Below are 20,351 nucleotides of genomic sequence, written 5' to 3'. Positions count from 1 at the left end.
ATATCGGCGGATAACTGTCGATACCGCCGGATTCAATCTTTATCTCAGTATAAACGGTTAGATTTAATCCAAATCAAAGCATGCCGCACTGTCGTCGTTCGGGCAGAACGTTCGCTTCGGCACGCTCAAGATCAACAGATTGATTTACATACAAAAACTGACGGCAGGGACAGATTATAACGAACCGAACAAAAAACACGCAATTTTAGAGAATTTTGTGGAAAAAACGCGACTAAATAAAAATTAATAACTAGTTGTTAGTTCAAAGGCAGAGATATACGCTATACACGCCTGACAAACCAACCTAAAGCACTAACCGCTGAGGGAAAATCGTTTCTATTGTGTTCTTCTCAAGGAGTTCAGACATGTTCTCACCGCAATCTCGCCTGCGCCATGCGGTAGCGGATACCTTCGCGATGGTTGTTTACTGTTCCGTCGTGAACATGCTGATCGAAATTTTCCTCTCCGGAATGTCCTTTGAGCAGTCACTTTCTTCTCGCCTGGTGGCAATTCCGGTCAACATTATTATTGCGTGGCCTTACGGATTATACCGCGATGCGGTCATGCGCTTTGCGCGTCGTATTAGCCCGTCAGGGTGGGTGAAAAACCTCGCCGACGTTCTGGCATACGTGACGTTCCAGTCGCCGGTTTACGTGGCTATTCTGCTGACAGTGGGCGCAGACTGGCATCAAATCGTCGCAGCGGTCAGTTCAAATATCGTGATTTCAATGTTGATGGGTGCGGTGTATGGCTATTTTCTCGACTACTGTCGCCGCCTGTTTAAGGTCAGCCAGTACAGCCAGGCCAAAGCATGATGTGAGGCGACTGGCGAATGCCAGTCGCAGATTTACTGTACGTCGCCAAACAGTCCCTTCAAAAACCGCTCCAGCGCCATACGCGAACTGAAGCCATGCGGAATACCATAATGTTCATGCGTTTCACCACCTAAATACAGTGGGAATTGCTGATAATGATCGCAGGTTTTAATATCCGAGGCAGGCTCAGCAAATGACAAACTTCTGTCTTTCAGCGTCGGGTGAATAATGAGAGCGGTACGTCCCATTCTTGCTTCACGATTAACGTAAACATAATTCTCGCCACGGCGATATCCATACGCTTTTGATGTCACCTCATCCATGGTGAATCCCTCTTTTTCAAGAACGCGCGCCACCTCATCAGGTCGTAAATACATATCTTTTCCTCGTTATCTTTTCCTGCCCGGCAACCTTACAGTATTCAGCATTAGCAGGGCTTTCAGAATATTCCATAAACTGCCAGATAACGCGTGACGCGCTTCAGATATTAAATTTCTGGACTAAACTAAACGGGAACGCAAAATTACGGAGGATCGTATGTTTAACAGACCGAACCGAAACGATATTAACGACGACACGCAGGATATTCGTAACGATGTCAGCCAATTAGCGGACTCGCTGGAAGAAGTGCTGAAATCCTGGGGTTCCGGTGCGAAGGACGAAGCGGATGCCGCAAAACGTAAGGCTCAGTCTTTGCTACGTGAAACCCGCGCCCGCATGAATGGGCGTTCGCGCACCACGCAGGCTGCCTGCGATGCCATCAGTTGCGCCAATACCTTCGTTCGCGAAAAACCCCTCTGTACGCTTGGTACGGTAGCCGCGGTGGGTATCTTCGTGGGGGCGCTGCTTAGCCTGCGCAAATAGTCGTCTCAACCTGTCCGTATCTGCCCCGGTCGCGTCAGCCCCCGGGGCTTTTCTTTGCCTGCGCGCCTGAAAAAGCCGTACAGCCCGCCCTGCCCCGCTGTGCTCATCATCGGGGCCATATCAATCTGAAATTCCCATATCTTGTATGGTTGAATCTTACGACAACTACATCTAGTATTCCCTTTAGCGAGATACACACAACCTGACGCGATGATTCGCGCCGCTCTCTCATTTTAAATGGAAATACGAATCATGAGCATTATTATTTACACTCGTAACGATTGTGTTCAGTGCCACGCGACAAAACGTGCAATGGAAAGCCGTGGAGTGGCCTTTGAGATGGTGAACATTGACCTGCAGCCCGAAGCTGCCGATACCCTGCGGGCGCAAGGTTTTCGCCAGCTGCCGGTCGTCGTCGCCGGGGAGACCAGCTGGTCCGGCTTTCGCCCCGACATGATTAACCGCCTCGCCGCCCAGGCCACCAGGGCATGAGTGGGCTGGTCTACTTCTCCAGCAGCTCGGAAAACACGCTCCGCTTTATTGAGCGCGTTGGGCTGCCTGCGATACGTATCCCGCTTAATGAGCGGGAACGGATCCGGGTAGACGAACCCTACATTCTGGTGGTCCCGAGCTATGGTGGAGGTGGCACCGCGGGGGCCGTGCCTCGCCAGGTGATCCGCTTTCTCAACGATCCCCACAACCGACAGCTTATTCGCGGCGTTATCGCGGCGGGCAATCGCAATTTCGGCGATGCCTTTGGCCGTGCCGGGGATGTCATTTCTCAAAAATGCGGCGTGCCGTATCTCTATCGTTTTGAACTGATGGGGACACAGCAGGACGTAGAGAACGTGCGTAAAGGAGTGAACGAATTTTGGCAACGACAACCGCAGAACATGTAATTCAGGCGACACCGGATTACCACGCATTAAACGCGATGCTGAACCTCTATGACCGTGAGGGGCACATTCAGTTTGGCAAAGATCATGAGGCGGTGGAGGCGTTTATCGCCACCCACGTCCGCCCCAACAGCATGACCTTTGCAAGCCAGAATGAACGTCTCGATTATCTGGTCAAGGAAGGCTATTACGAAGAGCGCGTGCTGGCCCGGTACGATCGTGCCTTTGTGGAGACGCTGTTCGGGCAGGCCCATATCCGCGGTTTTCGTTTCCAGACGTTTCTTGGCGCATGGAAGTTTTACACCAGCTATACCCTGAAAACGTTCGACGGCAAACGCTATCTTGAAAGCTTCGAGGACCGCGTGGTGATGGTTGCCCTGACGCTCGCGCAGGGCGATGAAACGCTGGCAGAACGCCTGATGGATGAGATGCTCTCCGGCCGTTTCCAGCCCGCCACACCGACCTTTCTCAATTGCGGAAAAGCCCAGCGCGGCGAGCTGGTCTCCTGCTTCCTGCTGCGCATCGAAGACAATATGGAGTCGATCGGTCGCGCGGTGAATTCGGCGCTGCAGCTCTCTAAACGCGGCGGCGGTGTGGCGTTTCTGCTGTCGAACCTGCGTGAAGCCGGTGCGCCAATTAAGCGCATCGAAAACCAGTCCTCCGGCGTAATTCCGGTCATGAAAATGCTGGAAGATGCTTTCTCGTATGCCAACCAGCTAGGGGCGCGTCAGGGCGCGGGGGCGGTCTATCTGCACGCGCACCATCCGGATATCCTGCGCTTCCTGGATACCAAACGTGAAAACGCCGATGAAAAAATCCGCATTAAAACCTTGTCGCTTGGGGTGGTGATTCCGGATATCACCTTTGCGCTCGCCAAAGAAAATGCCGAGATGGCGCTCTTCTCGCCATACGACATTGAGCGTATTTACGGGAAAGCGTTTGGTGATGTGGCGATAAGCGCCCTGTATCACGATCTGGTGGCCGACGATCGCATTCGTAAGAAGTACATTAACGCCCGCGATTTCTTCCAGACGCTGGCCGAAATTCAGTTTGAGTCCGGCTATCCGTACATCATGTATGAAGATACGGTCAACCGTGCGAACCCGATTGCCGGGCGAATCAATATGAGCAACCTGTGCTCGGAGATATTGCAGGTGAACAGCGCATCCACGTATGACGAAAACCTGGACTACGCCGACATCGGCAAAGACATCTCCTGTAACCTCGGGTCGCTGAATATTGCCCACACCATGGATTCCCCCGATTTTGGCCGCACGGTGGAAACCGCCATTCGCGGGCTGACCGCGGTATCGGACATGAGCCACATCCGCAGCGTGCCGTCCATTGAAGCCGGTAATGCCGCCTCGCACGCCATCGGCCTTGGGCAGATGAACCTCCACGGCTATCTGGCGCGGGAAGGGATCGCCTACGGTAGCCCGGAAGGACTGGATTTCACCAACCTCTATTTTTACACCATTACCTGGCATGCGCTGCATACCTCAATGATGCTGGCGCGCGAGCGTAACCAGCGCTTTGCGGGCTTTGAACAGTCGCGTTACGCCAGCGGTGAGTACTTCAGGCCATATCTGGAAGGAGACTGGCAGCCGAAAACCGACAAAGTGCGCCAGCTGTTTGCCGATGCCGGGGTTCTCCTGCCCACCCGCGAGATGTGGCAGCAGCTGCGGGACGATGTGATGCGTTACGGCATCTATAACCAGAATCTGCAGGCCGTACCGCCAACCGGGTCAATCTCTTACATTAACCACGCCACGTCGAGTATCCACCCGATTGTGTCGAAGATTGAGATCCGCAAGGAAGGTAAGACCGGGCGCGTTTACTACCCTGCCCCGTTTATGACCAACGACAATCTGGCCCTGTATCAGGACGCGTATGAGATTGGTCCTGAGAAAATTATTGATACCTACGCCGAGGCGACAAAACACGTGGATCAGGGGCTGTCGCTGACGCTCTTCTTCCCGGACACCGCCACCACGCGCGACATCAACCGGGCGCAGATTTACGCCTGGAAGAGAGGGATCAAAACCCTCTACTACATTCGCCTGCGCCAGCGTGCGCTGGAAGGTACCGAAATTGAAGGCTGCGTGTCCTGCGCGCTGTAAGGAGAAAGGAGAAAGGATGAAACTGTCACGCGTGAGTGCCGTTAACTGGAATAAAATTCAGGATGATAAAGACCTGGAGGTATGGAACCGCCTGACCAGCAACTTCTGGCTGCCGGAAAAAGTCCCGCTTTCAAACGATATTCCGGCCTGGCAAACCCTCAGCCACGCCGAACAGCAGCTGACGATCCGTGTGTTCACCGGTCTGACGCTGCTGGACACCATCCAAAATACCGTCGGTGCCCCTGCGCTGATGGCCGACGCGCTGACGCCTCACGAAGAGGCGGTGATGTCGAACATCAGCTTTATGGAGGCGGTCCATGCCCGCTCCTACAGCTCGATTTTTTCGACGCTGTGCCAGACCAAAGATGTGGACGCGGCATACACATGGAGCGAAGAAAGCGAGTCATTGCAGCGAAAGGCCAGCCTGGTGCTGGAGTATTATCAAGCCGACGAACCGCTGAAGAAGAAAATTGCCAGCGTGTTTCTCGAATCCTTCCTGTTCTATTCGGGCTTCTGGTTACCGATGTACTGGTCCAGCCGCGGCAAGCTGACCAACACCGCCGATTTAATTCGCCTCATCATTCGTGATGAAGCCGTACACGGGTACTACATCGGCTATAAATATCAGAAAGGGCTGGAGAACGTCAGCGAAGAAAAGCGCGAAGCGTTAAAAGGTTTTGCCCTCGATTTGCTGATGGATTTGTACGAGAACGAACTGAGTTATACCGAAGAATTGTACGCCGGTACCGGTTGGGAGGAGGAGGTAAAAGCGTTTCTTTGCTACAACGCCAATAAAGCGCTGATGAATCTCGGCTACGAAGCGCTTTTCCCACCGGAAATGGCCGACGTGAACCCGGCGATCCTGGCGGCACTGTCACCCAACGCCGATGAAAACCACGATTTCTTCTCCGGGTCTGGTTCGTCGTATGTGATGGGCAAAGCGGTGGAGACCGAAGATGAGGACTGGGATTTTTAATGAGCGGGTTAACGTTCATTAATTTAATATAAATCTAACAATTTCCTCCCTAATATTTCACGGGCAACTACACTGTAATTCCCCGTTCATATTCGCCTGAATCACTCCGATTCAGGCGAAATTTCGCTGTGCAAAAGCAAAAAATTCAGAAAAATTCAAACCACGCTCAGCCCTTTACTCATGGGAAATTCAGCCGTTTCGCTTACGGTAAAATTCCTGCCATAAGCAAACCCAGGGTTGTCTCAGATTCTCAGTATGTTAGGGTAATGCCAGTTAACTATTTACCATGGTAATGATATCGACATAAACAAATAACAGGACACTCTCTATTGCATGGCAATTAAATTAGAAGTGAAAAATCTTTATAAAGTATTTGGCGAGCATCCTCAGCGCGCATTCAAATATATTGAGAAAGGCCTTTCAAAAGAGCAAATTCTGGAAAAAACCGGGCTGTCGCTTGGCGTTAAAGACGCCAGTCTGGCCATTGAAGAAGGCGAGATTTTTGTCATCATGGGGTTATCCGGTTCGGGTAAATCCACTATGGTTCGCCTTCTCAATCGCCTGATTGAACCCACCCGTGGACAGGTACTGATTGATGGCATTGATATCGCCAGAATATCAGAGGCTGAACTTCGCGAGGTGCGCAGAAAGAAGATTGCAATGGTGTTCCAGTCATTTGCGCTGATGCCGCATATGACGGTGCTGGATAATGCCGCCTTTGGCATGGAATTAGCGGGCGTTACCGCTAATGAACGTCAGGAAAAAGCGCTGGATGCATTACGTCAGGTGGGCCTCGAGAATTATGCGCATGCCTACCCAGATGAGCTTTCCGGCGGGATGCGCCAGCGTGTCGGATTAGCCCGCGCATTAGCCATTAACCCAGACATTTTATTAATGGATGAAGCTTTCTCGGCACTCGATCCATTAATTCGCACCGAGATGCAGGATGAGCTGGTAAAATTACAGGCTAAACATCAACGTACCATTGTTTTTATTTCCCACGATCTTGATGAAGCCATGCGTATTGGTGACCGTATTGCCATTATGCAAAATGGTGAAGTGGTGCAGGTCGGCACGCCGGATGAAATTCTGAATAATCCGGCCAATGATTATGTGCGCACCTTCTTCCGCGGCGTGGATATTAGTCAGGTCTTTAGTGCGAAAGATATCGCCCGTCGTTCACCGAACGGTCTTATCCGCAAAACACCGGGCTTTGGTCCGCGCTCTGCACTGAAACTGTTGCAGGATGAAGATCGGGAATACGGTTATCTGATCGAACGCGGTAATAAATTTGTAGGCATTGTCTCCATCGACTCCCTGAAAACCGCACTCAGCGAAAATCAGGGCATTGATGCGGCGGTTATCGACTCCCCGCTTGCCGTGGACGCCGAAACGCCGCTCAGCGAGCTGCTCTCTCACGTTGGTCAGGCCCCGTGTGCCGTACCGGTAGTCAGTGAGGAACAACAGTACGTCGGCATCATCTCAAAACGCATGTTGCTGCAGGCTTTAGATCGCGAGGGGACAAACAATGGCTGATCAATCTAACCCGTGGGGAACCACCGAGGCGGCGGACAGCGCTGCTCAATCTGCCGATGCGTGGGGGTCTTCCACGCCTGCGCCAACCGATGGCGGCGCGGCGGACTGGCTCAACAGTGCACCGGCCCCTGCGCCAGAGCACTTCAATATTATGGATCCGTTTCATAAGACGCTGATCCCGCTGGATAGCTGGGTCACGGAGGGGATCGACTGGGTAGTGACTCACTTCCGTCCGGTCTTCCAGGGGATCCGCGTACCGGTGGATTACATCCTGAACGGTTTCCAGCAGCTGATGCTCGGCATGCCCGCGCCGGTCGCTATTGTGCTCTTCTCCCTGATTGCCTGGCAGTTTGGCAGCGCTGGCATGGGTGTCGCCACGCTGATCTCACTGATTGCCATCGGCGCGATTGGCGCCTGGTCACAGGCAATGATCACCTTAGCGCTGGTGCTCACCGCACTGCTCTTCTGCGTCGCTATCGGCCTGCCGATGGGGATCTGGCTGGCGCGCAGTCCGCGGGCGGCGAAGATTATTCGTCCGCTGCTGGATGCGATGCAGACCACCCCCGCGTTTGTCTACCTGGTGCCGATCGTGATGCTGTTTGGTATCGGCAACGTGCCGGGCGTCGTGGTGACCATTATCTTCGCCCTGCCGCCGGTCATTCGTCTGACGATACTCGGGATTAACCAGGTACCGGCCGATCTTATCGAGGCGTCGCGTTCATTTGGTGCCAGCCCGCGCCAGATGCTGTTTAAAGTTCAGCTTCCGCTGGCGATGCCAACCATCATGGCGGGTGTCAACCAGACGCTGATGCTGGCCCTCTCCATGGTAGTGATTGCCTCAATGATCGCCGTCGGCGGGCTGGGTCAGATGGTGCTGCGCGGCATTGGTCGTCTTGATATGGGACTGGCCACCGTGGGCGGCGTCGGCATTGTGATCCTCGCCATTATCCTTGACCGCCTGACGCAGGCTGTCGGTCGTGATTCACGCAGTCGCGGCAACCGTCGCTGGTATAGCACCGGCCCTGTCGGGTTAATCACCCGCCCATTCAGAAAATAAGGAACAACGATGCGACATCGCGTACTTTTTGCCACAGCGTTTGCCACCCTTGTCTCCACCAGCACGTTTGCTGCAGACCTGCCGGGCAAAGGCATTACCGTGCAACCGGTGCAGAGCACCATTTCAGAAGAGACCTTCCAGACGCTGTTAGTCAGCCGCGCGCTGGAAAAACTGGGCTATACGGTCAACACCCCAAGTGAAGTGGATTACAACGTGGGCTACACCTCGATTGCCTCCGGTGATGCCACCTTTACCGCTGTCAACTGGCAGCCGCTGCACGACGATATGTATGCCGCCGCCGGCGGGGATAAGAAATTCTACCGCGAAGGCACCTTCGTGACCGGTGCGGCGCAGGGATACCTGATCGACAAGAAAACAGCCGACCAGTACCACATCACCAATATCGAGCAGCTGAAGGATCCGAAGATTGCCAAACTGTTCGACACCAACGGTGACGGCAAAGCTGACATGATGGGCTGCTCGCCGGGCTGGGGCTGTGAGGCGGTGATTAATCACCAGAACAAAGCCTTTGACCTGGCGAAAACGGTCGACGTCAGCCACGGTAACTACTCGGCGATGATGGCCGACACCATTGCCCGCTTCAAAGAAGGTAAACCGGTTATCTATTACACCTGGACTCCGTACTGGGTGAGCGACGTGCTAAAGCCGGGGAAAGACGTGGTGTGGCTGCAGGTCCCCTTCTCTTCCCTGCCGGGCGAGCAGAAAGATATCGACACCAAACTGCCAAACGGCATGAACTATGGCTTCCCGGTCAACACGATGCATATCGTTGCTAACAAAGCCTGGGCTGAGAAAAACCCGGCGGCAGCGAAGCTGTTCTCGGTGATGAAACTGCCTCTGGCGGACATCAACGCCCAGAACGCAATGATGCACGCGGGGAAATCGTCCGAAGCTGACATCAAAGGCCACGTGGATGGCTGGATCAAAGCCCACCAGCAGCAGTTTGATGGCTGGGTAAAAGAAGCGATGAACGCGCAGAAGTCATAAGAGCCCTTCAGACCTGCCCTCTCCCCACGGGAGAGGGTTAACTCCCCTAAACCGCACAATCCAGCACGTAACAATCCCACCACATTCACAATCATTCGCTATTATGGTTCACGGAAAAATAATCACTTAACTCACGATTCCTGAACCTGATGACTAAAACAACTCAAGGGCTTAGCCCGGCACTCATCCTTTTAATGTCCGTGGCAACGGGTCTGGCAGTCGCCAGTAACTACTACGCGCAGCCACTGCTCGATACCATCGCCCGCGCGTTTAACCTTTCTGCCAGCTCCGCTGGCTTTATTGTCACCGCCGCGCAGCTTGGCTATGCCGCCGGGCTGCTTTTCCTCGTGCCGCTGGGCGATATGTTTGAGCGTCGGATGCTGATTGTCTCCATGACCCTGCTGGCCGCAGGCGGGATGCTGATCACCGCCAGCAGCCACTCGTTAACGATGATGATTATCGGCACCGCGTTAACGGGTCTGTTCTCTGTCGTGGCGCAGATTCTGGTTCCGCTCGCCGCCACTCTCGCCTCACCGGAAAAGCGCGGCAAGGTGGTGGGAACAATCATGAGTGGCCTGCTGCTGGGGATTTTGCTGGCGCGGACCGTCGCCGGGCTGCTGGCGAGTCTTGGTGGCTGGCGTACCGTGTATTGGGTGGCGAGCGTACTGATGGCCGTGATGGCGCTTGCCCTGTGGCGCGGGCTGCCAAAGGTGAAGCAGGAAAATCACCTTAATTATCCGCAGCTTCTCGCCTCCGTTTTCAGCCTCTTCACACACGATAAACTGCTGCGTACACGTGCGTTGCTGGGCTGTTTGACCTTCGCCAACTTCAGCATCTTATGGACCTCAATGGCGTTTCTGCTGGCCGCGCCGCCGTTCAATTATTCCGAAGCGGTGATTGGTCTGTTTGGTCTGGCGGGCGCTGCGGGAGCCCTGGGCGCGCGTCCGGCGGGCGGACTGGCGGATAAAGGCAAATCCCATCTGACGACCTCTGCCGGGCTGGTTCTGCTCCTGCTCTCCTGGGCAGCCATCTGGTATGGCCATACCTCTGTGCTGGCGCTGATCGTCGGTATTCTGGTACTCGACCTCACCGTGCAGGGCGTGCATATCACTAACCAGACCGTCATCTACCGCGTGAAGCCAGAGGCGCGTAACCGCCTCACGGCCGGATACATGACCAGCTATTTTATTGGCGGCGCAGCGGGTTCGTTGATTTCAGCCTCGGCGTGGCAGCATGCCGGTTGGTCAGGCGTGTGTGGGATAGGGGCAATCGTCGCCGCGCTGAATCTGCTAGTATGGTGGCGTGGGTACCATCGCCAGGACGTAATTAACTAAGTTTTACATTGCTTTGGGTCTCTTAGGGTGTAAAGGGGCCCTGCAGTCTGTTAATGTAAACGTAATCATTTATCCCAGAAATTTTAATGTGGGTGACATATTTTCTACCGGCATGAATAGTTCAGACCCCCGTCCTCACATCCTCTCTTCCGCGGGTTCACACCCAACGCTCTCTGTGCTCACCGGGTCACGGACTTACCCGGCGCTTTCTGATGGTGACATAAGTTTGGCGGATATAACCGCACAAATAATTCATTTACATTATTTGTCACTATCGTTACTATATCGGCTGTAATTAATGAGGTTATGCCCAAATGGATAGTTCGTTTACGCCCATTGAACAAATGCTTAAATTCCGCGCCAGTCGTCATGAGGACTTCCCGTATCAGGAGATCCTGCTGACCCGCCTGTGCATGCACATGCAGGGTAAGCTACTGGAAAATCGTAATAAAATGCTGAAAGCTCAAGGGATTAACGAGACGTTGTTTATGGCGTTAATTACGCTGGAGTCTCAGGAAAATCACAGCATTCAGCCGTCAGAGCTGAGCTGCGCGCTGGGTTCATCCCGTACTAATGCCACCCGTATTGCCGATGAACTGGAAAAACGCGGCTGGATTGAACGCCGTGAAAGCGATAACGATCGCCGCTGCCTGCATCTGCAGCTGACCGACAAAGGTCACCAATTCCTGCGTGAGGTGCTGCCACCTCAGCATAATTGCCTGCATCAACTGTGGTCTGCCCTCAGCACCACCGAGCGCGACCAGCTTGAGCACATTACTCGCAAGCTGCTGACCCGTCTGGACCAGATGGATGAAGACGGCGCTGTTCTAGAGGCGCTGCGCTAACGCGACAACACGCTCAACAATCCCAGACTCATAAGAAAACCGACAGGCCAGCACGTCACACTGCTGGCCTTTCTGACAACAGCTCGGCTCAGCCGATGTGAAAATAAGAAGATCGTGGAGAACAACAATGAGCGCAAATGCGGAGAGCACTACCCCGCAGCAACCGGTCAATAAAAAGGGCAAACGCAAAAGCGCCCTTATTGTACTGACATTGCTCTTTATTATTATTGCCGTGGCATATGGGATCTATTGGTTTTTAGTATTGCGTCATGCTGAAGAGACAGACGATGCATACGTGGCAGGGAACCAGGTACAAATTATGGCGCAGGTATCGGGCAGCGTGACGAAAGTCTGGGCTGATAACACCGATTTTGTGCAAAAAGGGGATGTATTGGTCACGCTCGATCCGACCGACGCCCAACAGGCTTTTGAAAAAGCCCAGACCGCGCTGGCCTCCAGCGTCCGTCAGACCCGCCAGCTGATGATCAACAGCAAGCAGCTGCAGGCCAACATCGACGTGCAGAAAACCGCACTGGCGCAGGCGCAGAGCGACCTGAACCGTCGCGTTCCCCTCGGCACTGCCAACCTGATTGGCCGTGAAGAGCTGCAGCACGCGCGTGATGCCGTTGCCAGCGCACAGGCGCAGCTGGACGTGGCGATTCAACAGTACAACGCCAACCAGGCGATGGTGCTGGGCACCAGCCTGGAAAACCAGCCTGCCGTGCAACAGGCTGCCACCGACGTGCGCAACGCGTGGCTTGCCCTGCAGCGTACTAAAATTGTCAGCCCGATGACCGGCTACGTCTCTCGTCGTTCCGTCCAGCCTGGCGCCCAAATTAGCCCAACCACGCCGCTGATGGCGGTCGTTCCGGCGGACAACCTGTGGGTTGATGCGAACTTTAAAGAGACGCAGCTTGCCCATATGCGTATCGGCCAGACCGCGACGGTGATCAGCGATATTTACGGTGATGACGTGAAGTACACCGGGAAAGTGGTCGGCCTGGATATGGGGACCGGCAGTGCCTTCTCCCTGTTGCCAGCGCAAAACGCCACCGGGAACTGGATCAAAGTGGTTCAGCGCTTGCCTGTACGTATCGAACTGGATGCAAAACAGCTGGCGGACCATCCGTTGCGTATTGGCCTCTCTACGCTGGTAACGGTTGATACCGCCAACCGCGATGGTCAGATCCTGGCAAGTCAGGTGCGCAGCACCCCGGCTTATGAAAGTAACGCCCGTGAAATTAGCCTCGATCCGGTCAATAAACTGATCGATGACATCGTGAAGGCAAACGCCGGTTAATCCGAAGGTGAGCGTTATGCAACAGCAAAAGCCGCAAAAACCGCTGGAGGGGGCGCAACTGGTTATCATGACCATTGCGCTGTCGCTGGCGACATTCATGCAGGTGCTGGACTCTACCATCGCAAACGTGGCGATCCCAACCATCGCCGGTAACCTTGGCTCGTCACTGAGCCAGGGGACCTGGGTCATTACCTCGTTTGGGGTGGCAAACGCCATCTCCATCCCTATCACCGGCTGGCTGGCGAAGCGCGTCGGTGAAGTGAAGCTGTTCCTGTGGTCAACGGTATTGTTCGTGCTCGCCTCCTGGGCGTGCGGTATGTCCAACAGCCTGACGATGCTGATCATCTTCCGCGTCATTCAGGGGATTGTGGCCGGGCCGCTGATTCCGCTGTCGCAGAGTTTGCTGCTGAACAACTATCCGCCCGCTAAGCGCTCTATCGCGCTGGCGCTGTGGTCAATGACGGTGATTGTCGCACCGATTTGCGGGCCTATCCTCGGCGGCTATATCAGCGACAACTACCACTGGGGCTGGATCTTCTTCATCAACGTGCCGATTGGGGCGCTGGTGGTGATGCTGACCCTGCAAACGCTGCGCGGTCGCGAAACCCGAACAGAGCAGCGGCGAATTGACGCCATTGGCCTGGCGCTGCTGGTGGTCGGGATCGGTAGCCTGCAGGTGATGCTCGATCAGGGTAAAGAGCTGGACTGGTTTAACTCGACAGAGATTATCATCCTGACCGTTGTCGCGGTGATATCGCTGAGCTTCCTGATCGTCTGGGAGCTGACGGACGATAACCCAATCGTCGATCTCTCGCTGTTTAAGTCGCGAAACTTCACCATCGGCTGCCTGTGTATCAGCCTGGCCTACATGCTCTACTTCGGCGCAATCGTTCTGCTGCCGCAGCTGTTGCAGGAGGTATATGGCTACACCGCAACCTGGGCAGGTTTGGCTTCTGCGCCAGTGGGGTTAATTCCGGTCCTGCTGTCGCCGATTATCGGCCGCTTCGCTCACAAGCTCGACATGCGCAGGCTGGTGACCTTCAGCTTTATCATGTACGCGGTGTGCTTCTACTGGCGCGCGTATACGTTCGAGCCGGGCATGGACTTTGGCGCATCCGCATGGCCGCAGTTCATTCAGGGCTTCGCCGTGGCGTGCTTCTTTATGCCGCTGACAACCATTACGCTTTCCGGCTTGCCGCCAGAGCGCATGGCGGCGGCATCAAGCCTGTCGAACTTTACGCGTACGCTGGCAGGCTCCATCGGGACGTCGATCACCACGACCCTTTGGACCAACCGCGAGTCGATGCACCATGCGCAATTGACCGAAGCGGTGAACCCGTTTAACCCTAACTCGCAGCAGATGTACAGTCAGCTTCAGGAAATGGGAATGACGGAGCAGCAGGCATCCGGCTGGATCGCCCAGCAGATCACCAACCAGGGTCTGATTATCTCGGCAAACGAGATATTCTGGATATCGGCGGGGATCTTTATCATCCTGCTGGGACTGGTATGGTTTGCCCGACCACCGTTTGGCGCCGGAGGCGGTGGCGGCGGTGCGCACTAACGTGCGGTGTCCAGATCGCGACAGCGATTGTCAGTAACGATAAAGCAGCGCTCCTGAAATCGATTCACGATAGTGAAAAGACAACAGGAGCGCACCATGCTGAAAACACCTTCCGACAAATACCAACCTCAACCTGCTATTTCCCTGCCCGATCGCCGCTGGCCTGAGCAACGCCTCACGCAGGCGCCGCGCTGGCTTTCCACCGATTTACGCGACGGTAATCAGGCCCTTGCCGAGCCAATGGACAGCAACCGCAAACTGCAGTTCTGGGCGCTGTTACTGCGTTGCGGATTCAAAGAAATCGAAGTCGCTTTCCCCTCTGCCTCGCAGACGGACTTCAATTTTGTGCGTCAGTTGATCGACGAAAACCGCATTCCGGATGACGTCACCATTCAGGTATTAACCCAGGCGCGTGAAGACCTTATCCTGCGTACCTTTGCGTCGCTGCGCGGGGCGAAGCAGGCCACCGTACACCTGTATAACGCCACCGCCCCGCTGTTCCGCCGCCTGGTGTTCGGCATGGAGAAAGCGCAAATCGTTGAGCTGGCGACCCGTTCCACGCGTCTTATCCGCACGCTGTGCGAAGAGAATCCCGCCACCCGCTGGCAATACGAATACTCTCCGGAAACTTTCTGCTTTACCGAGCCGGACTTTGCGCTGGAGATTTGCGAAGCCGTGGCAGACATCTGGCAGCCGTGCGCCGAACGCCCGATGGTGATCAACTTACCGGCCACCGTTGAGGTCAGTACACCGAATGTGTATGCCGATCAGATTGAGTATTTCTGCCGTCATTTCAGCCGCCGCAGCGATGTCTGCATCAGCGTCCATCCGCATAACGACCGCGGCACCGGTGTCGCCAGCGCGGAGCTGGCCCTGATGGCCGGTGCAGACCGTGTCGAAGGGTGTCTGTTTGGTAACGGCGAACGAACCGGTAACGTCTGCCTGGTCACGCTGGCGATGAACCTCTACAGCCAGGGGATTAGCCCGAATCTGGACTTTAGCGACATGAATCACGTGGTGGAGGTGGTAGAAACCTGCAACCAGCTGCCGGTGCATCCGCGCCATCCGTGGGCAGGACGGCTGGCGTATACCGCATTTTCAGGTTCGCATCAGGATGCCATCAAGAAAGGCTTTGATGCCCGCAAGCCTGACGAACGCTGGGAGATGCCCTATCTGCCGGTTGACCCACAGGATATTGGTTGCACCTACGAAGCGGTGATCCGGGTTAACAGCCAGTCAGGAAAAAGCGGCAGCGCGTGGCTTATTGAACAAAACCATGGTCTGAAATTACCCCGCGCCCTGCAGCAGGACTTTAGCCAGCACGTACAGCAGGAAACCGACCAGCACGGTAAAGAGATGACGCAGCATGCGCTGTGGCAACTGTTCCGCACACGTTATGGGCTGGTAGAGACGCCAGGCTTTGCCCTGCACGCTTACCGTAGCGACAGCCAGCAGGACGGGCAGTTACATCTGACGGCAAGCGTCACGACGCAGGGCGGGATGCGCCAGCTGGAGGGGCAAGGCAACGGGCTGTTATCCGCGGCGGCCAATGGTATAAGCCGCTGGGTCACGACCCCGTTTGTGATTAAGGACTATCACGAACATACGCTTGGGGAGCGCAGCGACAGCCGCTCGGTGGCGTATATCCGCTGTCTGTTTCAGGATGGTAGCAGCCGCTGGGGCGTCGGCATTGACAGCGACGTGGCCCGCGCGTCTCTTCAGGCCCTGTTCAATGCTGTCAGCTAGCTGTCTTTGAAATAATCGCTGGGTGATATCCCCATCACCCGGCGAAACATCGCCGTAAAGGCACTGTGGCTGCCGTAGCCCAGATCCAGCGCCACGCGTAGCACTGGCTGACCTTGTCCCAGGCGCAGCAGCGCTTCCAGCAGGCGCGCCCTTCTTAGCCACTCACCGTAGCTTAACCCCGTCTGCTGCTTAAAATGGCGGTTCATCGTACGTTCACTCATACCAAGCGTGTTTGCGGCCTGCATGCTGCCCCAGCTTTCCCCCGGCAACAGCCGGATCTGCTGGCAAAGGGTACGCAACGGCTCGCTTTCCGGCTCAGGCAGGTGAAACGGCAGCACCCGCAACGTGCGGATTTCATCCAGAATGAGCTCATATACGCGCTCATCACGACTGCCAGGCGAGTAGGACGCCTCAAGCGTCAGCGAGGTGAGGATAAGTTCGCGTAACAGACCGGAGATCTGGACTATCTGACAGGTTGCCGGAAGATCGGCTCGCGCCAGGGGATCGATAAACAACGTGCGCGCCGCAACGTTGCCGGTAATACGCAAAGAGTGCGGAGTGCCCGCGGGTAGCCAGACGCCGCGTCCGGGCGGCACCACCCAACAACCTGATGCGGTATCGACTCTCACCACCCCACTCAGGGTGTGCAGCAATTGCGCGCAGTCGTGCTGATGCCACGGCTCGCTGTCGCCATGAAGGTAATCATGGGCATAAGGAACAAGTGGGCGATGGGTAAAGGAGAAGGTTGAGGTTGTGGTCATGAGGTTAAACACCCCTCACCCTACCCTCTCCCTGAGGGAGAGGGAAAAGGTGCACTAGATGTGCAGTTCCTGCAGTTTTTCTTTTGGCAGCGCCAGCGCTTCGTTGCTGTTTACGCGAACGTCACGCTCGATGATATGACGCGCGATCTCCTGGGCTTCTTCCAGAGAGTGCATCTGGTAAGTTCCGCACTGATATACGTTCAGCTCAGGGATCTGGTTCTGCTCTTTCACCTTCAGCACATCTTCCATTGCCGCTTTCCAGGCATCCGCGACGCGTTTCTCTTCAGGCTGACCAATCAGGCTCATGTAGAAACCGGTACGGCAACCCATCGGAGAGATATCGATGATCTCAACGCCATTACCGTTCAGGTGGTCACGCATAAACCCGGCAAACAGGTGCTCCAGGGTGTGAATGCCTTTCTCTGGCATCACTTCTTTGTTGGGCACGCAGAAGCGCAGATCGAATACGGTGATCGTGTCGCCGTGCGGGGTGTGCATGGTCTTCGCCACACGTACTGCAGGTGCTTCCATACGGGTATGGTCGACAGTAAAGCTATCTAATAACGGCATACGTCACCTCCGATAGTGATTTTTTTTAAAATAAACTGAACTCTTCTACAAAATGCACGTCTGAGTATATGAAAGACGCGCATTTGTTATCATCATCCCTGAATTCAGAGATGTATATTTTGGCCACAGCGATGTGGCCTTTTTCTTTTCTGTTAAGCCTGTTTCGCCAGAAACGCCTCAAACGACTCCGTATCCGCCGCTTCAACCTCTTTTTGACGCACGACAGACGCGTCTCGTTCCGCCACAAAATCGGCTTCACTCAGAATCTCTAACGGCTCCTGCTTCAGCATCTCGCGGTATTCCGCAGAGAGCGAACGCCCGGTGCCGCCAATACCCTGATCAATCATAGAACGCAGAATACGCGCTGAGAACGTCAGTTCCGGGTTATCAAACGATTCAACCAGCTGGTCGCAGACGTTTTGATAGGCTTCCCCACCGTCAATGCTGTCCATGGTCCGGGCAACACGCTTCAGGTCGCGGAACAGATCCTTACCCACTTTCGTCAGCGGGAACTGCGCTGTCTCGCAGCCAATACCCAGCGTCAGACCCGGCTTGCGCCCTTCCAGAATCACGCGGTTCCAGTTGGTACGGGTACAGAGCAGTTCCTCTGAACTCATTTCCGGCGCATCCGCCAGTACGCACCAGACCATAAACAGATCCAGGAAGCGAACCTGCTGCTCATCAACGCCGATGGGTGAGAACGGGTTGATATCCAGCGAGCGCACTTCTATGTATTCAATCCCGCCGCGCTGCAGTGCATCCGACGGGGTTTCACCGCTGCGCGTGACGCGCTTCGGACGAATAGGCGCGTACAGTTCATTTTCAATCTGCAGCACGTTGCTGTTAATCTGCAGGCGCTTACCGTCTTTTTCGAGGCCGATTTTCTCGTACTCTTCCGACGGCGTTTTGATCGCCCGCTTCAATCCTGCCACATATTCGTGCAATTCGTTAAACGTAATACCGAGATTGCTTTGCGACTTATTGGTATAACCCAGATCGCTAAGACGCAGGGAGGTGGCGTACGGGAGATAGTACATTCCACACTCTGTCTTCTCGAACGGCAGCGTGGTCGGTTTCCCCTGCAGGAATGACGAGCATATCGCAGGCGATGCCCCAAACAGATACGGAATGACCCAGCCAAAACGATAGTAGTTGCGGATCAGGCGGAAATAACCCGCGGAGATCGCGTCTTTATCCGTTTCGCCGCACTTCGCCTGCCAGAACGCCATGGGTAAAGAGAAATTGTAATGCACGCCAGAAATGGTCTGCATCAACGCACCGTAGCGGTTTTTCAGCCCCTCACGATAGAGCGTTTTCAGCTGACCGATATTTGACGTGCCGTATTGCGCCAGTTCAATCTCCTGGCCTTGTTCGATATAGCACGGCATGCTGAGCGGCCACATACGCTCATCACCCAGATTGCGGGCAGTGTAGCGATGGATGTCGCGCAGAATCGTTAGCATATGATCAATATCACCATCCACTGGCGTGATGAATTCCAGCAGCGCTTCAGCGAAATCGGTTGTGATCCATTTATGTGTCAGCGCCGAGCCTAACGCCTTCGGGTGACCCGTTGTCGCTAAGCTACCGTCCGCGTTAACGCGCAGCGTTTCACGCTCAAGACCACGCTGAATACCCTTCAGTGCCTGAGGGTGATTTTCCAGCCAGGCCAGCGCCTGAGATACGTCCGGGATCAAATTGACCTCCCGCCTGTCAAAGTATTGTTACTCAGCATAATTGTAATGGTTGACGATTGAAGGTCGCGTATTCATTCCACCAATTAGTGCCACCACGTCATACCCTGTAGTGTTGCCCATGCCACGAGAACATAGCGCAACGCCTTGCCAAGGCACAAAAAAAAGAGCACTGGCCCCCAGGAGATGCGCATCCATCCCGCCAGCAGGCACAGTAAATCACCTATTACAGGCATCCAGCTTAATAACAGCGTGGCAGCGCCATAGCGTTTTAGCCAGCCGACTGCCTTTTCCTGCCAGCGCGATTTTTCACGCAGCGGAAAGAAACGCCCAAGAATAACGTTAGTCAGCCCTCCAAAGCTATTACCCATTGTTGCTATTAACACGAGCAACCAGGGCTGACTCACGCCAGACAACAGCATCGCCACCAGCACTACTTCCGAATTTCCCGGCAAGAGCGTGGCGCTTAAAAAACTGCTGGCGAATAATGATAAAAGTGACAGCGCGTCACTCACAGTAAGCGGACGTCCACAACATCCATCCCGGCATCGCGCGCGGCCTGAATACCAAAATCAGCATCTTCGAACACAACACATTTCACCGCAGGCACACCCATCAGTTCTGCACAACGCAGGAAAGTGTCCGGTGCGGGCTTGTGATTTTGAACATGATCGGCGGCAACCACCGCAGAGAAATAATGACGCAGGCCAAGATGGGTGAGCAGCGCTTCCGCAATAGCGCTTTCACTGCCCGTGCCAACGGACATAGGACGACGCCCGTGCCATGCTTTTACGACGTCAATTAACGGTAACGGGTGCACGGTATCTAAAAGCATCGCTTTTACCGCATCGGTTTTTTCACGGGCCAGAAGGTGCGGGTCGAGATCGGCATGATTACGTTCAATCACGGCCTGCGCTATACGCCAGGTTGGGGCTCCGTTGAGGGCGATCATCGCCTGAAGATCGAAACGCATACCGTAACGAGCAAGGACATCAGTCCAGGCTTGACGATGCGTGGGTTCGGTATCCAGGAGAGTGCCATCCATATCGAAGATCAAACCGTCATACTGTGCGTACATCGTGCTCTCGCTAAACGATTAACAAAGCATTACTTTATCGTAAACGGTGGTTTTTGTCGCTCAAAGAGAAATGATTGCTGACGGAACGTCGAAGGAATAACCAGGGAGAAAGAGAGTGGTACAGAAAAGAAGATGGTGCATCCGGGAGGATTACTCGGCTGCGCCTCGCCCTTCGGGCCGTTGCTAA

20 protein-coding genes and 1 tRNA gene (1 of these 21 cut by a window edge) are annotated in these 20,351 nt (G+C 54.8%); 14 read left to right on the top strand and 7 right to left on the bottom strand.

What is annotated here, in order from left to right:
- The first annotated feature begins 365 nt into the window (after window positions 1-365).
- A complete protein-coding gene (gene alaE, locus QLG09_RS04500) occupies window positions 366-815 on the top strand; it encodes an L-alanine exporter AlaE (RefSeq protein WP_020883866.1) in 450 nt (149 codons plus the stop codon).
- Window positions 816-847: 32 nt separating this feature from the next.
- On the opposite strand, the gene QLG09_RS04495 is transcribed toward alaE, so the two are convergent.
- The gene (locus QLG09_RS04495; RefSeq protein WP_006811693.1) at window positions 848-1,192 is read right to left on the bottom strand and encodes a DUF2002 family protein; all 345 of its coding nucleotides are present in this window, start codon (window positions 1,190-1,192) and stop codon (window positions 848-850) included.
- A 160-nt stretch (window positions 1,193-1,352) separates the two neighbouring features.
- On the opposite strand from QLG09_RS04495, the gene QLG09_RS04490 reads away from it, so the two are divergent.
- The 13 genes from QLG09_RS04490 (at window position 1,353) to leuA (ending at window position 16,061) form a co-directional block, all read left to right on the top strand.
- Entirely contained in the window at window positions 1,353-1,679 is a 327-nt protein-coding gene (locus QLG09_RS04490) for a DUF883 domain-containing protein (RefSeq protein WP_014171314.1), read from the top strand.
- A gap of 252 nt (window positions 1,680-1,931) precedes the next feature.
- On the top strand, window positions 1,932-2,171 hold the full coding sequence (gene nrdH, locus QLG09_RS04485) for a glutaredoxin-like protein NrdH (RefSeq protein ID WP_047366127.1): 240 nt from the start codon (window positions 1,932-1,934) through the stop codon (window positions 2,169-2,171).
- Window positions 2,168-2,578 carry a class Ib ribonucleoside-diphosphate reductase assembly flavoprotein NrdI gene (gene nrdI, locus QLG09_RS04480; protein WP_049023466.1) on the top strand — a complete coding sequence of 137 codons (411 nt, stop codon included), beginning with the start codon at window positions 2,168-2,170 and terminating at the stop codon, window positions 2,576-2,578. Before nrdH ends, nrdI begins: the two co-directional genes overlap by 4 nt.
- Window positions 2,551-4,695: a class 1b ribonucleoside-diphosphate reductase subunit alpha gene (gene nrdE / locus QLG09_RS04475; protein WP_049023465.1), complete on the top strand. Its 2,145-nt coding sequence runs from the start codon at window positions 2,551-2,553 to the stop codon at window positions 4,693-4,695. The genes nrdI and nrdE overlap by 28 nt, the downstream gene beginning before the upstream one ends.
- 16 nt (window positions 4,696-4,711) lie before the next feature.
- Window positions 4,712-5,671, top strand: coding sequence for a class 1b ribonucleoside-diphosphate reductase subunit beta (gene nrdF / locus QLG09_RS04470; RefSeq protein ID WP_020883863.1), 960 nt, complete (start codon window positions 4,712-4,714; stop codon window positions 5,669-5,671).
- 333 nt (window positions 5,672-6,004) lie between these two features.
- Complete coding sequence (proV, locus tag QLG09_RS04465) at window positions 6,005-7,207, top strand: glycine betaine/L-proline ABC transporter ATP-binding protein ProV (protein ID WP_014171319.1); 1,203 nt, start codon at window positions 6,005-6,007, stop codon at window positions 7,205-7,207.
- On the top strand, window positions 7,200-8,264 hold the full coding sequence (gene proW / locus QLG09_RS04460) for a glycine betaine/L-proline ABC transporter permease ProW (protein ID WP_014171320.1): 1,065 nt from the start codon (window positions 7,200-7,202) through the stop codon (window positions 8,262-8,264). Before proV ends, proW begins: the two co-directional genes overlap by 8 nt.
- Window positions 8,265-8,273: 9 nt before the next feature.
- Window positions 8,274-9,272 (top strand): glycine betaine/L-proline ABC transporter substrate-binding protein ProX, encoded by a 999-nt coding sequence (gene proX, locus QLG09_RS04455; RefSeq protein WP_049023464.1) that lies wholly within the window; start codon window positions 8,274-8,276, stop codon window positions 9,270-9,272.
- Between the two features lie 149 nt (window positions 9,273-9,421).
- Complete coding sequence (locus QLG09_RS04450; protein ID WP_014171322.1) at window positions 9,422-10,606, top strand: MFS transporter; 1,185 nt, start codon at window positions 9,422-9,424, stop codon at window positions 10,604-10,606.
- A gap of 314 nt (window positions 10,607-10,920) precedes the next feature.
- Window positions 10,921-11,451: a multidrug efflux transporter EmrAB transcriptional repressor EmrR gene (emrR, locus tag QLG09_RS04445; protein ID WP_014171323.1), complete on the top strand. Its 531-nt coding sequence runs from the start codon at window positions 10,921-10,923 to the stop codon at window positions 11,449-11,451.
- A gap of 127 nt (window positions 11,452-11,578) precedes the next feature.
- Complete coding sequence (gene emrA / locus QLG09_RS04440) at window positions 11,579-12,751, top strand: multidrug efflux MFS transporter periplasmic adaptor subunit EmrA (protein WP_020883861.1); 1,173 nt, start codon at window positions 11,579-11,581, stop codon at window positions 12,749-12,751.
- Window positions 12,752-12,767: 16 nt separating this feature from the next.
- Window positions 12,768-14,315: a multidrug efflux MFS transporter permease subunit EmrB gene (gene emrB / locus QLG09_RS04435; protein WP_049023463.1), complete on the top strand. Its 1,548-nt coding sequence runs from the start codon at window positions 12,768-12,770 to the stop codon at window positions 14,313-14,315.
- Between the two features lie 96 nt (window positions 14,316-14,411).
- Window positions 14,412-16,061: a 2-isopropylmalate synthase gene (gene leuA, locus QLG09_RS04430; RefSeq protein WP_020883859.1), complete on the top strand. Its 1,650-nt coding sequence runs from the start codon at window positions 14,412-14,414 to the stop codon at window positions 16,059-16,061.
- On the opposite strand, the gene QLG09_RS04425 is transcribed toward leuA, so the two are convergent.
- The 6 genes from QLG09_RS04425 to QLG09_RS04400 all read right to left on the bottom strand — a co-directional run.
- Window positions 16,058-16,822 carry a helix-turn-helix transcriptional regulator gene (locus QLG09_RS04425; protein ID WP_040018931.1) on the bottom strand — a complete coding sequence of 255 codons (765 nt, stop codon included), beginning with the start codon at window positions 16,820-16,822 and terminating at the stop codon, window positions 16,058-16,060. The genes leuA and QLG09_RS04425 overlap by 4 nt on opposite strands.
- Window positions 16,823-16,876: 54 nt before the next feature.
- Entirely contained in the window at window positions 16,877-17,392 is a 516-nt protein-coding gene (luxS, locus tag QLG09_RS04420; RefSeq protein WP_032680415.1) for an S-ribosylhomocysteine lyase, read from the bottom strand.
- A 152-nt stretch (window positions 17,393-17,544) separates the two neighbouring features.
- Complete coding sequence (gene gshA, locus QLG09_RS04415; protein WP_014171329.1) at window positions 17,545-19,089, bottom strand: glutamate--cysteine ligase; 1,545 nt, start codon at window positions 19,087-19,089, stop codon at window positions 17,545-17,547.
- A gap of 83 nt (window positions 19,090-19,172) precedes the next feature.
- Entirely contained in the window at window positions 19,173-19,601 is a 429-nt protein-coding gene (locus QLG09_RS04410) for a YqaA family protein (RefSeq protein ID WP_032678833.1), read from the bottom strand.
- The gene (gene yqaB, locus QLG09_RS04405; RefSeq protein ID WP_049023462.1) at window positions 19,598-20,164 is read right to left on the bottom strand and encodes a fructose-1-phosphate/6-phosphogluconate phosphatase; all 567 of its coding nucleotides are present in this window, start codon (window positions 20,162-20,164) and stop codon (window positions 19,598-19,600) included. The genes QLG09_RS04410 and yqaB overlap by 4 nt, the downstream gene beginning before the upstream one ends.
- Window positions 20,165-20,297: 133 nt before the next feature.
- Window positions 20,298-20,351: transfer RNA gene (locus QLG09_RS04400), tRNA-Arg, on the bottom strand; it runs 154 nt beyond the window's last position.

The sequence above is a fragment of the Enterobacter sp. V89_11 genome, assembly GCF_029967775.1.
In the GTDB taxonomy this organism is placed as follows: Bacteria; Pseudomonadota; Gammaproteobacteria; order Enterobacterales; family Enterobacteriaceae; genus Enterobacter; species Enterobacter ludwigii.
The sequence above is the reverse complement of the archived record's forward strand: the minus strand, read 5'-3'. Positions and strand labels throughout refer to the sequence as shown.